Genomic DNA, 13,224 nt, shown 5'->3' on the forward strand with positions numbered 1-13,224 from the left:
TCTAGTCAACAGAATTCTGGAATTATTTTCGAGCCAATTCAACCATTTAATTAAATGGCACGACAATTTGCCCGCCCAGAATAATGGGCGAGCTCTCACTACGCATCGGCGTATATTTACGATCGACAAATATAATGCAGGGAATTCAGATTCTATGGACTGTCCGACCAGTCGGACACCCCTCCGATCGCGGCGCCGTAGGAATGTCCGCGCCGTAGCCACCAGCGTGCGGACAGGGTCCAGCCGCGACGCGAGTTCCGACGAACCATCCCACTCCTCCCGACCGCCACGCTATGACCACCATCCGCCTACCGGCTCTTACAGTTGCCACTCGACATCACCTGCCGAATCGACTCCGGACTCATGGGCGGCGTAGGTTGCCCGCAGCCGCCCGACATGACGTGAGCAAGCATACTGTATTACTTACAGTTAGTCACGCAAGAGTGCTACCGGCTGCTCGGCAGCCGTCACGGCGGGCACACCGTTCAGATCGCGGCGCCCGGCGGTGGCAGCACCAGGGTGGCGATCGTCCCGCCGCCGGCCACCGGTTCGATGGTGGCGGTGCCGCCGTGCGCTTCGGCGATCCAGGCCACCAGCGCCAAGCCGATGCCGCTGCCACGACCGCCACTGACCCCGCGCTCGAACGGATTCGACGACAGCTGGGGTGCGAGCCCGGTGCCGTGGTCACGGACGCAGACCCGGCCCGCGCCGACGAAGACCTCCACCGGCACCCGCGGATTCACCGCGCCGTGGGTGAGCGCGTTCTCCACCAGATTGCGGATCGCCAGGCCGAGCAGACCTGGGTCACCCACCACGACAGTCGGTTCCGCGCGCAGCACGAGACGGTCGGCGCCGAACTCCTCGACCACCGACTCGGTCAGCTGATCGAGCAGCAGCTGCACCCGCTCCAGCGTGGCCGCCCCCGACTGTAGGCGAGCCCTGGCCAGCAGACCTGCCACCACCCGTTCCATCCTCGCGCCGAGAGCCCTCGCATCGGCCAGCACCCGTTCGGATTCGGCCGGTGTGCGTGCGCGCGGCACGGTGACGAGCCGATGCGTGGCGAGCGGAGTGCGCAGTTCGTGCGCCGCGTCGCCGAGGAAACGTTCCCTCTCCTCGACCAGCGCCAGCGCCTGACGCATGCTCCGCCCCGACAGCAGATGCCCGCCGACCGCGGCGGCCGCCACCATCACCGTGCCGCCGACCGTCAATGCCCACAGCAGGAGTGCGCGGCCACGGTCCCACGCGTCGGGGTCGGCGCCGGTGATCAGGACCGCCTCGCGGTCGGAGTCCTCCCAGCCGAAGGTCGCGGCGGCCAAGCGGACCCGGCGCCCTGCGCTGTCGATCGAATCGCGGTAGATCGTGTCGCCCGGCGCCTGGGTGGCGGCGTCCGCGGTGGCCGCGATCCCCGATTCGGCGGGCATGTGCGATCGGAGGTGTCCGTAGTGGACCGTCCAACCGCCGGTGGCGTCGGCCGTCAGCACCAGGATGGCGATCTCGCCGCCGACCAGCTCGTCACCGGGCAGATCCGTGGTGTCGACGGCGTCGTCCTCGTCGAGGTAGAGACGCGGACCCAGTCCCGTCAGCACCCGGTCGAGATCCGCGTCGAGGGCATTGTCACGGGACCGCGCGTCGATGACGGCGGCCACCAGACCGAGCACGATCAAGCACAGCATGGTGATCGCGGTGATGAGCACCGTGAGCTCGATCCTGGCCCGGTGCAACCGCGCCACCGCGGGACGTGGGTCGGAGGTGGCGATCAGGACTCGCACGCGACGCCGCCCAGGACGAAGCCCGCACCGCGCACCGTGTCGATCACCGGAGGGGCTCCGAGCTTGCGCCGCAAGCCTGCCATCACCGCGTCGACCACATTGGAATTCGGTTCGGCCATCTCGTCCCAGCACGCCTCGATCAGCTCCGACCGCGACACCACCGCGCCCGCCCGTGTCGCCAGCAGTTCCAGCACCGCGAATTCCTTCGGCGTGAGCGAACGCAGGATGCCCGCGCGTCGCACCCTGCGGCGCGGCAGATCGATCTCGATGTCGCCCGACCGGAGCAGCGCCGGAGTGGGATGATCGCGGCGACGGCACAGCGCCCTGACCCGGGCGGCCAGCTCGGCAAGCGCGAAAGGCTTGCCGAGATAGTCGTCGGCACCGTGCTCGAATCCGGCTATACGGTCGGACAATTCGTCGCGCGCGGTGAGCACCAGGGCAGGCACCGGGCAGCCACGCGCGCGCAGTGCCTCGAGCAACCGCAAGCCGTCACCGTCGGGCATTCCCCGGTCGACGACGAGGACGTCGTAGGTGTTCACCGAGATCTTCAGATCGGCGTCGACGAGCAGATTCACCAGGTCGACCGCGAATCCGGCTACTCGGAGCCCGGACGCGATCTCCTGGCCCAGTCCTTCGTCGTCCTCCGCCACCAGCACACGCACGAGTAGTGAGAGTAGGGCACGCCCGGCAGGGGTTCGCGGCGTGGCGACCTCACGAAAATCTCACGCGCACTGCGGTTCTCTGGTCCTGGCCCGGACACCACCGGGTTGCTACGAAAGGAACACCATGAGCTTCAAGTCCGTCATCACCGCCACCGTGATCGCCGCGGCCTCCGTCGCCGGCGCAGGTCTGGCCTCGGCGGCGCCCGCCGTGCTGCACACCGGTTTCGTCGGCAGCTACGCCACCTTCGAAGCCTGCGCCGCCGACGGCGCCTCACCGACCACCGGCGGCGCGCAGTGGGAGTGCGTCGAGGTCGCCGGTGGCTGGGACCTGTACACCTACTGATCCCACCCACGGCGGTGCCGGCGGGGTGCCTCTCCGCGCCGGCACCGGGGCGATCCAGTATGGCGATGGTTCTCTGCTCACCCGCAACTGTGTGCGGGTGGGATGGCTTGCGGAGGGAAGAAATCTATTCGGTTCGCGTCGGATCGAGGGAGAAGGAAGGCTGCTCCGTGCGTACGGCTCCAGGACGTCGGGAGCAGCAGGTACTGGTTTCCTGATTGCAGGATGAGTTTGAGGCCGTCGTAACGGAAGTGGTAGGCGGCGTCGGGAGCTGGACAGGTGAGTTCCACGACGCCCGGCGCCGCCAGCCCGAGGCGTTTGTCCGAATAGACCGACACGCTCGGCTGTTCGGCGAACGTTTCGACCTGCTCGATCGCTCGGCCGGTGCCGACGGCGGCCGAGTAATCGGCTACCGCCCAGAAGAGCCCGACACCGACGAGAACGAACACAGCGCCCCATTCTCCGGCGGTGAGGACGTCTGCCGATGATTCGGTGGTGGCCTGATCAGTGCGTCTCGATCGGACGGCGGAAACGATCAGAAAGATTCCACCGACCATGCACAGGCCCGGCGCTCCGACAACCATTCTCAGCGGTGTCGAGATCACGATGGTGAGCAGTCCGGCGGCAACGAGCACGAAGCCGGCGACCATCGATGCGATCACCAGTCTGCGGCGATTCTCAGGACTGATCCGCGGCAGCGCGAATTCCCGGAACATCCTGCGGCAGAAGAGATATGCCGTGAACAGGCAGGCGCTCGCCGCGAGCGGGATGAACAGGGAATCCTGACTGCGCATCAGGTAGTCCTGGGTGGTCAGGCCAAGAGTTGTGGCGTTCACGCCGAAGTAGTCGAAAAACCAGTAGGCGTGGGACCAGCCGAAGAAGAACAGCAGTGCGGTGATCAACGTAGTGGGCGCAGCGAAGTTGCGGATCATCAGGCTGAGGCGGGACAGCCCGGTGTCTCCCGGTGCCGCCGAGGTCGAGGCTTGCGGTGGCTGCGCGGGTCGGGGAACACCCGTCGACCGGTGTGTGGCGCGTCCAGAACGCGCGGTCCCGGCGGGACGAAATCCAGAGCCCATATTGTCGTCCTATCAGTTGCCGATCATCCACCGGACGGTGCTGGTGGATGATCGGTGCCGCCGTTCGTAGCTCCGCTGTTGCCGGTGCCCGGGGCCGTCTCACCACCCCCGGACTTGCTGTTGCCCGTGCCCGCACCATCGCCGGTACTGCCGCTCCCGCCGGTGCCGCCGCCCTCGGTCGTACCGCCGCCAGTCGTGCCGCCGCCCTCGGTCGTGCCGCCGCCAGTCGTGCCGCCGCCAGTCGTGCCGCCGCCCTCCGTTGTCTCGCCACCACCGGTACCGTCTCCGCCGCCGCTGATGGGGCACGGTTGTTTACCGGAGAGCTGGACCGTCACGGTCGTCCCAGCCTCGACAGTCGCCCCGTCTGTCGGCGAGAATCCCGAATACGCACAATCGGATTCCAGTGGCAACGTGATGGTGTAGGCGAGCTCGACACAACCCGCTGCATGTCCTGCCTCCTGGCAGGCCGACGCGAACGCGGCATCGATGCGTCCCTTCAAGTCCGCGGTGAGCGGAGAGCCCTTCTCCTGGAAAGACGGGATTTTGACCGGTGAACCCTTCGCCTGGTTTCCGCCACCCGGCTTATCCGGAGGTGGTGCGCCGCCGGCAGGAGGTGGGGAGTACGGACCTACCGGGCCGCCGGGCGCGGGAACTCCCGCGCCGTCCTGGCCGATCGGTCCACCGGGCGCAGGGCCGCTGCCAGGCGATTGCCCTCCCGGTTCCGATGCCGAATCCGTAATATTCGCGGCTGTCGGTGCGGGTGAGAGCGATTCGGGCGGGGGGCGGACGCATCCAACCGATACCGTCGCAATCGCGGCCGCGGTCACGATCACCAGCCATCCAGGGGTGATTCCAGCGGCCGAACAAGCGCCGAGACGACCTCGACCGCGCGCCGCGTCACACCGATCGGATTCGCATCGCATCGCCCGCTCCTCTCGTGCAATGAGACGAGAGTGCGCCAAGCAGGCACGGCATGCACGAGTACTCGACTACTCGCTTGCCTTGCTCACGACACGAGTCCGATGAACGTCAGGCGGTCAGGTCATCGTGGTCCGGTCGGACACTCCCCGCCAACCACACGGCAATCCGCAGGTCGCGATGACCCTTGTCACGATGTGGCCGTCGGCGAAGATACTGACCGCGTGTGCTTGCGCCGGGTAGCCACAGGCGCCGCAGGTGCCGAAGTAGTTGAGAATCTCCCGACTGACCCCGGCATCGAAATTCGGAACCGGCTCCACATCGTGCCTTTCAGCGGTAGTAGTTCGCCCATCTCCCGAGAACGACCCGGACGAACGGGCGAATGAAGAACGCGGTCCAGCTCAGTCGGAGGAAAGCGAAGACAGCTGGCCTCCCCGCGATCGTCCACCGGAGAACCGTCGTCCCCTCGGGCGTTTCGGAAAGGTGGAAGTCCATGGTGTAGGACTTGACCAGCAGCGGGATCGAGGTCTTGATGCCGGCCACACTCAGCCGGGTGTGTGGATCGCGGCGGGTGACCTGTTCCGCGGCGGCGAAGACGATGGCGTCGAGGGTGCGGACGGTTCCCGGACCACGTTCCTGGTCATGGTAGGTGACGCCGTCGATCATCGGGATCCAGGTGAAGGCGCCGTCCTCGAGTGCGGACCACACTTCCCACGGCATGGCGGCGAAGTCCTGCTCGACCGACATCTGGAAGGTCGGGCGCCGGGATTCGATCAGCCGGATCGCGTGGTCGTCGACCGGCGGGGTCTCGGCGCCGAGCAGCCGTGCGGCGCGGCGCTGCAGGACGAGCAGAACGACGAGACCGCCGACCGCGGCCACAACGAGGGCCCCGAGTGCGGTGCCGAGGAGAACGAGCCAAACCATGTGCAGCGCAGTCCTTGTCGCGGGAGTGGAGGAGACGGGTTCACGGTGTGGTGCGCAGCATGGGCGAGGAGACTTTGCTCGTCAGCCATCGGTCGCCGGACTTCGCCAGCGACAACGTGATCGACAGCTGACCGCGGCGGGGCTGCTGCTGGGTGCCGACGCTGGCGATGGACTGGTCGACGACGACGAGCGCCTCGGCGGTGTCGGTACCGCTGGTGGCGATCGCGCAGTCGACGGTGCCCGCCGTCGACTGCACTCGGCCCTGGATCAGGACTTCGCGCAGATCGGCACTGGTGGACTCGAATTCTTGTTTCCACGCGCCGGTGGCCCGGTCGAGCACGGCGGCGAAGTAGGCGTCGAGATCGGTGGCGTTGTAGGTCGACAGCACCGAGCCGTACGCGCAGGCGGCCGCCCGTGCCTCGGTGCGTGATCGCTCGAGTTCGCTCGCGCGGTGGTTCTGCCAGCCGAAGTAGCCGCCGGCGGCCGTTCCGCCGATGCCGAGGGCGACTGCCAGTGCGACCACGATCGCGGTGGTGCGGTTCCGGCTGGTGGATGGTGGTGCCGCGGTATCGGTTTCCTCGGATTCCGGCGGTGCGGGGGCTGTCGATTCGTCGGTGTCTGTCATGGAGTTCCTTTCGGTAGCAGGGGAATCAACGGCCGGGCAGCGGCACGGATCGCTCGTCGCCGGTGCTGCCCGGCGGCGGTCCGGCGGTGTTGTCGGGCGTATCGGGTCGTGGCGCGTTCGCCGACCCGCGGACCTGCTGCGCGGGATCGCTGGTGATGCAGTAGTTGTAGAGCCGGACGCTGCCGTCGGAGACGGTGGCGGGCGAGACCGGGATGGTGTCGTACTCGCAGAACGGTCGCGGCCAGATATCCACCATCGTGTGGAAGGCGTTGTCGTGCGCCGGAACTCCGAGCAGGGCTGTGCCCGATCGCAGGGCCGGGAACAGCGCCGTCAGCGCCGGTGTGCGCAGCCGGGCGGCCCGGGTGATGGCGCGCAGGTTGGTCACCAGGTTCGTGATCGGGTCGGTGGTCTCGGCGACCACGCCGCCGAGCGTCGCCAGCTGTCCTGGTCCGAGGTCGAGCAGGCGCCGCAGTTCCTGGTCGGCGGCGGCGAACTGCCCGAACAACACTCCCGACCCCTCGACGAGAGTGCGCAGGTCCGGCTGGGCGTGCGAGGTCGTCTCCGCGATGACGGACAGCTTCTCGACGAGATTGCGGGTTTGCGGAAGCAACTCCGTCATCCCCACCATGGCCTGACTGATCCCGCTGATCACGGTGCGCAGCTGGTTCGGCCCGCCGGCCAGCGCCTTGTCGAGTTCGGCGACGATGACGTTCAGGCGCTGCGGATTCAAGCCGCCGATGAAATCGGCTGTGTTGGTGAGGAACTCGTCGATGGTGACCGGCGTCGAGGTCCGGTCCAGCTCGACGACCGCGCCGTCGGCCAGGTAGGGGGCGTCGTTGGAATCGGGCCGGATATCGAGGTACTGCTCCCCCGCCGCCGACAACCGGGCCACGACCACCGCGCCGCCCGCGGGAACGTGATAGCCGGCATCGATGTCGGCGACGGCGGTGACGCCGGTCTCGGACAGCTCCAAGGACCGCACCGTGCCCACGCGCACGCCGCGGAACGTGACATCGGAATGCTCGAGCAGCCCGCCGGACCCGGCCAGTTCCACCCGCACGGTGAAGGTGTCCCGCAGTGGATCGACCCGGACGACATCGACGAGCAGATATCCGCCGCTGACCAGCAGCGTCGTGACCAGGCCCGCGGCCGCGATGCCGTTGACGTGCCGGTTCGCCCAGCCCGCGGCCTGGAGCAGGAATTCGGCGGCGACCTCTAGCGCCACCCCGGCGAACCAGATGCCGAAGGTGAGGACGAGCGCCACGGTGTAGCGGACACCGCCACGGGGGTATTCGTTCATCGCCCGCCACCCTGCAACCGGCCGAGGACCCGCGCGAGGACCTCGGCGAGACTGCCGACGAAGGCGCCGGGGTCCGATCCGTCGGGTAGCCTGCTCCCGTTCGGGTCGGTCAGGGCGCCGACGCTGAGGTAGGAGATCGTCGCCGCGACGGCGAGGCTGGTGCCCTGGGTGGTGGCCAGCAGCGACGGGTTCAGCGCGTGCAGCTGGTCGAGCGCGCCCGCCAGGTTGTCGCCCATCTGGGTGAAGCCGGTCATCAGAGCCTGCACGCTGTCGAAGAGCCCGACGAAGTCGGCGCTGCTGGTGGAGGTGAACTCGCCCAGCGCGCCGAGGGTGGTCGAGACCTCGGTGGTGAGCTCGGTGATCGCCCGGTTGTTCTCGGTGAGCACCGAGATCAGCGGCGGGAAGGTATCCGCGGCCTGGCCGAGCTCGGCCCTGCGCTGGTTGAGGGTGGCGCTGAGCGCGTCGAGACCGTGCAGAACGGCGTCGATCTGGCCGGTCCTTTCGTTGAGAGCGGTCAGGGTCGCGGTCAGTTCGGTGAGCAGATGCGAGAGCTGGGGCCCGCGTCCCTCGAACATCGAGTTCGACTCGCTGGTGATCCGGGCGACCTGGCTGAGCGCACCACCGTTGAGCAACATCGACAGCGACATCATCAGTTCCTCGACCGAGGCGCCCGCCGAGGTGTGGTCCTTGTCGATGACGTCGCCCTCGGCCAGCATCGGTGTGCCGGAACGGAGTTCGGGCAGCACGATGGCGACGTAGATGTCGCCGAGCGGTGTCGGCTGACGAAGTTCGGCCCGCGATCCGCGCGGCAGGCGGACGTCCGCCCGGATCTCGAGCTCGACCGTCGCCACGAAATCGGTGGTGTCGAGGCCGGTGACGACGCCGATGTCGGTGCCGCCGGTCTTCACGTGCGCGCGATCGGGCAGGTTCAGCGCGTTGTCGAACAGCGCCCGCACCGTGTAGGTGGGGCCGTCGAGACCGGGCTTGGGCAAGGGCATGGAGTCGACGGTCACCGTGCAGCCGGCGACCGAGCAGGCCGCCACCGCCAGCACCGCCGCACAGGAGAGCCGCCGGTTCATCGGGTCAGTCCCAGCAGCGCGGCGAACAGCCCGAAATCGGGGCCGAAGTCCTGCAGCCTGCCGGTTCGGCAGCCGTCGGCCCGTAGCTCGACCCGCTGGCAGAACAGCGAGAGCAGCTCATTGTCGAGCAGGCTCTTGTCCGTCAGCAGGTGAAGACGAACGGCCTGGGCTTCGGGGCTCACCGCGTTACCCAGGTTGCCGAGGAACAGCGGGGCGATGTCGACGATCTCGGTGAGTCCTCGCGCGTGGTCGCGCATCTGGGCGGTGATCGTGATCAGTCGCAGCAATGCGTCGGTCAGCGGTTGCTTGTTCTCCCCGACGACAGCGCTGGTGTTGGCGACGAAGTCGTTGATCTGGGTGAGCACGGCCTGCAGCCCCGGGGACTGCTCGCGCATCAGGGTGACCAGCTGGGTGAGCCGGGCACTGAAGTCGCGGACCGTCGCGTCGTTGTCGGCGAGGATCTGGGTGACGTCGTTGAGCCGGACGATCGCGTTGGAGATCTGGTCCTTGTTGGCCAGGGTCACCTCGAAGGCGCCCGAGAGCGCGTCCAGGGTCTCCCTGATGCGGTCACCGTTGCCGTCGAGCAGCGGGAACAGCACCCGGCTCGCCATCGGACCGTCGGAGTTGTTGCCCGCCAGCGCCTTTCCGATGTCGTCGAAATTGCGGAGAATCCGGTCCAGCTCGACGGGTGTCCTGGTGCGGGCGAACGGAATGTGGCTGCCGTCGAGCAAGGTGGGGCCGCCGGTGTAGGCGGGGGTGAGTTCGATGTGACGGTTGGTGATCATCTGCGGGGAGACCAGCGCCGCGATCACGTCGGCGGGCAGGTCGACCTCGGGATCGACGACCATGTGCACCTGCACGTACTCGCCCTTGGGGACCAGCTCGGTCACCCGGCCCACCGGCATCCCGAGAACAGAGACTTCGTTGCCGACGTACAGGCCGGCGACATTCTCGAAATCCGCCGTGATCGTCTTCTCCTTGCCGAGCAGCCGGTCCGGCAGCGAGGTCAGGCTGTGTGGCAGCGCCGAGCAGCCCGACAACAGGACTGCGACGGCGGCCAGAACAGCCATCCGGACGAATGTCGTGCGCATCAGCGGCAACCTTCCACGGCTTGAACGGCACACAGCCAGTTGTCGGGGAACATCCATGGCAGATAGATCTCCCCGTAGGGGCCGTTTCCGAGAGTGTTGTTGAACTGCCGGAGCGTGACCGGCATGATCTGGAACAGGTTGTCCAGATTGGCTTTGTTGTTCTGCAGGCCCGTCGACATCGTGTTCAGATCGGCGATCAACGGTGCGAGCTGTCCCCCGTTGTCGATGCCCATCGCCTGCAGGTCCTTCGAGACCGCGGCGATACTGTCCAGGAGCTGGGTGACCAAGGATTGTCGTCGGGCGACCGCGTCACCGATGGCCTGGCCACGGGTCAACAGCACGAGCACGGCGTTCTGGTTGTCGGACACCACGCTCGAGACCTTGTCGATATTGCGCAGCAGCTGCTCGACCTCGTCCCGGCGATCGCTGATGACCGCGGCCAGCGACCCCACCGAATCCAGTGCCGCCGCGGTCAATTGCGGCGAGTCCCCCATCTGCCGGGCGAGTGCGTCCAGCGAGGCCCGCAAGGCCACGGGGTCCATCCGTTCGAGGTGCTCGAAGGAGTGGGTGTATTTGCCGTCGTTGACGACCTTGGCCAGGTTGTACGGAACCTCGGTCCGGTCCAGGGGAATTCGGCGGCTTTCGGGCGCCGAGAGCGCGCCGGGATCGAGCTCGACATGCATCCGGCCCAGGATCGTCGACATCTTGATCGCGGCCTTGGCGTCGTCGCCGATCCGGATGCCGTTGTCGATCGAGAGCGCGGCTTCGATCCGGTCGCCCGCCAGCCGCGTCGACTTCACCGTGCCCACTTCGATGCCCGCGATATCGACACTGTCGCCCTGGCGGAGCCCGGCGGTCTGGGCGAACTCGGCGTACACGGTCCGATTGCCCAGGTCGAACTGGGTGAGCGCGCTCGAACCGAACAGCAGGACCACCACCGCCGCACCCGCGCCGAGGCCGAGCCACCAGTGGCGATTGCCCGAATAGCTCGGTATCGCCTGCCACATTCGCTGCACGACGGACACCAGCGGTCGCAGGAGCTCGGGTGGTCGGGGGGAGTTCATTACCGGCATACCTCCGAATGGGAATTGCCACCGATCTGGTTGAACATCCCGGGCGGAAGCAGCACACCCCACAGCGAGACATCCAGACTGCAGACGTAGGAGTTGATGTAGGTGCCGTTGCCGCTGATCCGGGCGAGACCCGCCAGGACGAAGGGCAGCTCGGCGGCGGTGATGTCGAGTCGTGCGCCGTTGGAGATCAGCAGGCGCACGCCTTCGTTCGCGGACTGTTGCGCCTGCGCGAGCCCGGGTCTGATCCGGGTGATGAGATCGGCCAGCTGCCTGGTCGACCCCGACGCCTGGTCGACCGCGGTCGCGAGCGTCGTGCCCTGCTCGTAGAGGTCGACCGTCAGCGTGCGGGTCTGGGTGATCAGCGTTTCCAGCTCGCCACTGCGATGGGCCAGACCCTCCACCACGCCACCGAGATTGGTGATCACCTGGCCGAGGATCTCGTCGCGGTCGCGGAAGGTACTGGCGAGCTGCGCCGCCTGGGTGACCAGCGCGCTCAGCGACACTCCGTCACCTTGCAGCGCTTGAATCAGCGTGTGCGACAACGAGTTGATGTCGTCGGGCTCCAGGGTGGCGAACAGTGGTTCGAATCCCGCCAGCACCGTGGACACGTCGAAGGACGATTCGGTGCGCTCGTAGGGAATCGCCCCGTCCGGTGGCAGCCGGTCCCCGCCTCGGTCTCCGGCGGCCAGCGCGACATATCGCTGCCCGATCAGGTTCTGATAGCGGATCAGCGCCTTGGTCGTGGTGGTGAGCTGCTGGCGCGACTGCACACGCAGCACCACCGACGCGCGCCGATCCGCGTCGAGTTCGATGGAATCTACGCGGCCGACCCGGATTCCGGCCATCCGGACGTCGTCGCCCACGCGCAGCCCGAGGACATTGCCGAATGTCGCGGTGTAGCGAACGGTGTCGCCACTGACTCCGCGCTGCAAGGTCGAGAAGATGGTGTAGCTCGCGACCAGTGCCAGTCCGACGAACAGCGTCAGGATCAGCACGGCGGTGCGGGTTTTCATCATGTCAGTTCCCCCCTGGCGCTGGGTTGGAGTAGGTGAGCTGCACTGCCCCGTCGGCCAGGACCGGCGTGAGCAGCACCAGCTGCGCGGCGTTCGGCGGTCGCCCGACGAGCGCCTCGATGGCCTCGACGCCCTGCAGGGACGCCGGCGCGGAGGCCGGGGCCGTCAGTCCGGGAATCGCGGGCAGGCCGGGAATCGCCGGGAGCGCGGGAACGACGGCCGGCGGGCCTGCCGCTTCCAGCCGCCGCGGCAGCAGCTGGGTCGGAATATGTTGTTCCGGCGCGGTATACGGCACCGAGGAGCCGCCGCATCGCGGCCCGGCGAGGTTGCCGTAACGGGGGCAGTCCGCGGCGGTGTACTGGGTGAAGGGCGTGAAGCTCACGTCGACGGCCCAGCGCATCTGCCGGTTGGGTCCCCAGTTGAAGACCGTCGCCAGCCTGCTCAGCGCGGTATTGAGGTTGGCGACCGCGGCGCCGATGGCGCCGGAGTCGGCGGCCAGCGCGCCGAAGGTCTCGTGCAGCCCGCCGACCAGTTCCGGGCCCGCCTCCGGATTGCGTTCGAACAGGGTGTTGGTGACCCCGACCGCGCCGCGGGCGGCGGTCAGCAGCGCGATCAGGTTCGCCCGCTTCTCGGTGAGGGTGCGCGCCGCGGTCACCGACGCGACGAGAGTGTCGACCAGCTGCGGCGCCGACTCGTTGACCGCCGACGCCGCGGCGCCGAGGTCGCCGAGCAGGTCGCCGATCCCCGGCGTCGCCCTGACCTGTGTGGTCCAGGTGTCGAGTCGTTCGATGGTGGAGCCGGGCATCCGGTAGCTGGGGTCGAGCGCGTCGGCGAGCGTGCCCAGGACGGTGGCCAGCCGGATCGGGTCGATGGCGTCGAGGACGGTCCGCAGGGTGGTCAGGGTCGTCTGCAACTGGGCGCCCACCTCGCTGGTGTCCTGCGCGATGGTCGCTCCGTCGCGCAGCCGGTCCGGCGAGGGTCCGTTGTCGATGAGTTCCACCGCCGTGACGCCGAAGATATTGTTCGGCACCACCCGGGCGGTGACCGTGGCGGGAATGCGCTGGGCCATCGGCGGTTCGATGCGCAACAGCATGTTCTGGCGTTCACCTCTGGCGGCGATGTCGGTGCGGGCGACCTGGCCGACCAGCACGCCGCGGAAGGTGACGTCGGCGCGCGCGGGGACGCCGTCGCCGGTGCTGGTCATGGCCGCGGTCACCTCGACGGTGTCGAGGAACTTGCCGTTGTAGCGCAGTCCGAGCAGGTAGACGGTGGTGGCGATGAGCACGCCGATGAGCACGCCGAGCAGGCCGAGGCGCAGCGCGCTCGGGCCACGCCCGCTGGGGTCGATGATCAT

12 protein-coding genes are annotated in these 13,224 nt (G+C 67.8%); 1 reads left to right on the top strand and 11 read right to left on the bottom strand.

Going from position 1 to position 13,224, the window contains the following annotated elements; translation table 11 throughout:
* Window positions 1-485 precede the first annotated feature (485 nt).
* Together ACWGCN_RS03280 and ACWGCN_RS03285 are read right to left on the bottom strand one after the other, a co-directional pair.
* Window positions 486-1,769 carry a sensor histidine kinase gene (locus ACWGCN_RS03280; protein WP_378992882.1) on the bottom strand — a complete coding sequence of 428 codons (1,284 nt, stop codon included), beginning with the start codon at window positions 1,767-1,769 and terminating at the stop codon, window positions 486-488.
* On the bottom strand, window positions 1,757-2,431 hold the full coding sequence (locus tag ACWGCN_RS03285; protein WP_452458029.1) for a response regulator transcription factor: 675 nt from the start codon (window positions 2,429-2,431) through the stop codon (window positions 1,757-1,759). The genes ACWGCN_RS03280 and ACWGCN_RS03285 overlap by 13 nt, the downstream gene beginning before the upstream one ends.
* A gap of 124 nt (window positions 2,432-2,555) precedes the next feature.
* On the opposite strand from ACWGCN_RS03285, the gene ACWGCN_RS03290 reads away from it, so the two are divergent.
* The gene (locus tag ACWGCN_RS03290; protein ID WP_378992880.1) at window positions 2,556-2,774 is read left to right on the top strand and encodes a hypothetical protein; all 219 of its coding nucleotides are present in this window, start codon (window positions 2,556-2,558) and stop codon (window positions 2,772-2,774) included.
* A gap of 77 nt (window positions 2,775-2,851) precedes the next feature.
* Here ACWGCN_RS03290 and ACWGCN_RS03295 read toward each other — a convergent pair whose 3' ends face one another.
* From ACWGCN_RS03295 to ACWGCN_RS03335, 9 genes are all read right to left on the bottom strand, one after another.
* On the bottom strand, window positions 2,852-3,703 hold the full coding sequence (locus ACWGCN_RS03295) for a hypothetical protein (protein WP_452458030.1): 852 nt from the start codon (window positions 3,701-3,703) through the stop codon (window positions 2,852-2,854).
* 1,392 nt (window positions 3,704-5,095) lie between these two features.
* Window positions 5,096-5,689, bottom strand: coding sequence for an SRPBCC family protein (locus ACWGCN_RS03300; RefSeq protein ID WP_378992877.1), 594 nt, complete (start codon window positions 5,687-5,689; stop codon window positions 5,096-5,098).
* Window positions 5,690-5,729: 40 nt separating this feature from the next.
* Entirely contained in the window at window positions 5,730-6,314 is a 585-nt protein-coding gene (locus ACWGCN_RS03305) for a hypothetical protein (protein ID WP_449960314.1), read from the bottom strand.
* A gap of 25 nt (window positions 6,315-6,339) precedes the next feature.
* Window positions 6,340-7,614 (bottom strand): MCE family protein, encoded by a 1,275-nt coding sequence (locus ACWGCN_RS03310; RefSeq protein WP_452458031.1) that lies wholly within the window; start codon window positions 7,612-7,614, stop codon window positions 6,340-6,342.
* On the bottom strand, window positions 7,611-8,693 hold the full coding sequence (locus ACWGCN_RS03315; protein ID WP_452458032.1) for an MCE family protein: 1,083 nt from the start codon (window positions 8,691-8,693) through the stop codon (window positions 7,611-7,613). Before ACWGCN_RS03315 ends, ACWGCN_RS03310 begins: the two co-directional genes overlap by 4 nt.
* Window positions 8,690-9,784: an MCE family protein gene (locus tag ACWGCN_RS03320; protein WP_452458033.1), complete on the bottom strand. Its 1,095-nt coding sequence runs from the start codon at window positions 9,782-9,784 to the stop codon at window positions 8,690-8,692. Before ACWGCN_RS03320 ends, ACWGCN_RS03315 begins: the two co-directional genes overlap by 4 nt.
* Window positions 9,784-10,848, bottom strand: coding sequence for an MCE family protein (locus ACWGCN_RS03325; RefSeq protein WP_387446656.1), 1,065 nt, complete (start codon window positions 10,846-10,848; stop codon window positions 9,784-9,786). The genes ACWGCN_RS03320 and ACWGCN_RS03325 overlap by 1 nt, the downstream gene beginning before the upstream one ends.
* Complete coding sequence (locus tag ACWGCN_RS03330) at window positions 10,848-11,873, bottom strand: MCE family protein (protein WP_379312775.1); 1,026 nt, start codon at window positions 11,871-11,873, stop codon at window positions 10,848-10,850. Before ACWGCN_RS03330 ends, ACWGCN_RS03325 begins: the two co-directional genes overlap by 1 nt.
* 1 nt (window position 11,874) lies before the next feature.
* Window positions 11,875-13,224 (bottom strand): MlaD family protein, encoded by a 1,350-nt coding sequence (locus ACWGCN_RS03335; protein ID WP_452458034.1) that lies wholly within the window; start codon window positions 13,222-13,224, stop codon window positions 11,875-11,877.

The organism is Nocardia sp. NPDC055050 (genome assembly GCF_053608345.1).

Bases quoted from the DNA above. Each gene is read 5' to 3' on its own strand.
- ACWGCN_RS03305 (WP_449960314.1), bottom strand. From the start codon at position 6,314: ATGACAGACACCGACGAATCGACAGCCCCCGCACCGCCGGAATCCGAG.
- ACWGCN_RS03335 (WP_452458034.1), bottom strand. From the start codon at position 13,224: ATGATCATCGACCCCAGCGGGCGTGGCCCGAGCGCGCTGCGCCTCGGC.
- ACWGCN_RS03330 (WP_379312775.1), bottom strand. From the start codon at position 11,873: ATGATGAAAACCCGCACCGCCGTGCTGATCCTGACGCTGTTCGTCGGA.
- ACWGCN_RS03315 (WP_452458032.1), bottom strand. From the start codon at position 8,693: ATGAACCGGCGGCTCTCCTGTGCGGCGGTGCTGGCGGTGGCGGCCTGC.
- ACWGCN_RS03300 (WP_378992877.1), bottom strand. From the start codon at position 5,689: ATGGTTTGGCTCGTTCTCCTCGGCACCGCACTCGGGGCCCTCGTTGTG.
- ACWGCN_RS03320 (WP_452458033.1), bottom strand. From the start codon at position 9,784: ATGCGCACGACATTCGTCCGGATGGCTGTTCTGGCCGCCGTCGCAGTC.
- ACWGCN_RS03290 (WP_378992880.1), top strand. From the start codon at position 2,556: ATGAGCTTCAAGTCCGTCATCACCGCCACCGTGATCGCCGCGGCCTCC.
- ACWGCN_RS03310 (WP_452458031.1), bottom strand. From the start codon at position 7,614: ATGAACGAATACCCCCGTGGCGGTGTCCGCTACACCGTGGCGCTCGTC.
- ACWGCN_RS03295 (WP_452458030.1), bottom strand. From the start codon at position 3,703: ATGATCCGCAACTTCGCTGCGCCCACTACGTTGATCACCGCACTGCTG.
- ACWGCN_RS03325 (WP_387446656.1), bottom strand. From the start codon at position 10,848: ATGAACTCCCCCCGACCACCCGAGCTCCTGCGACCGCTGGTGTCCGTC.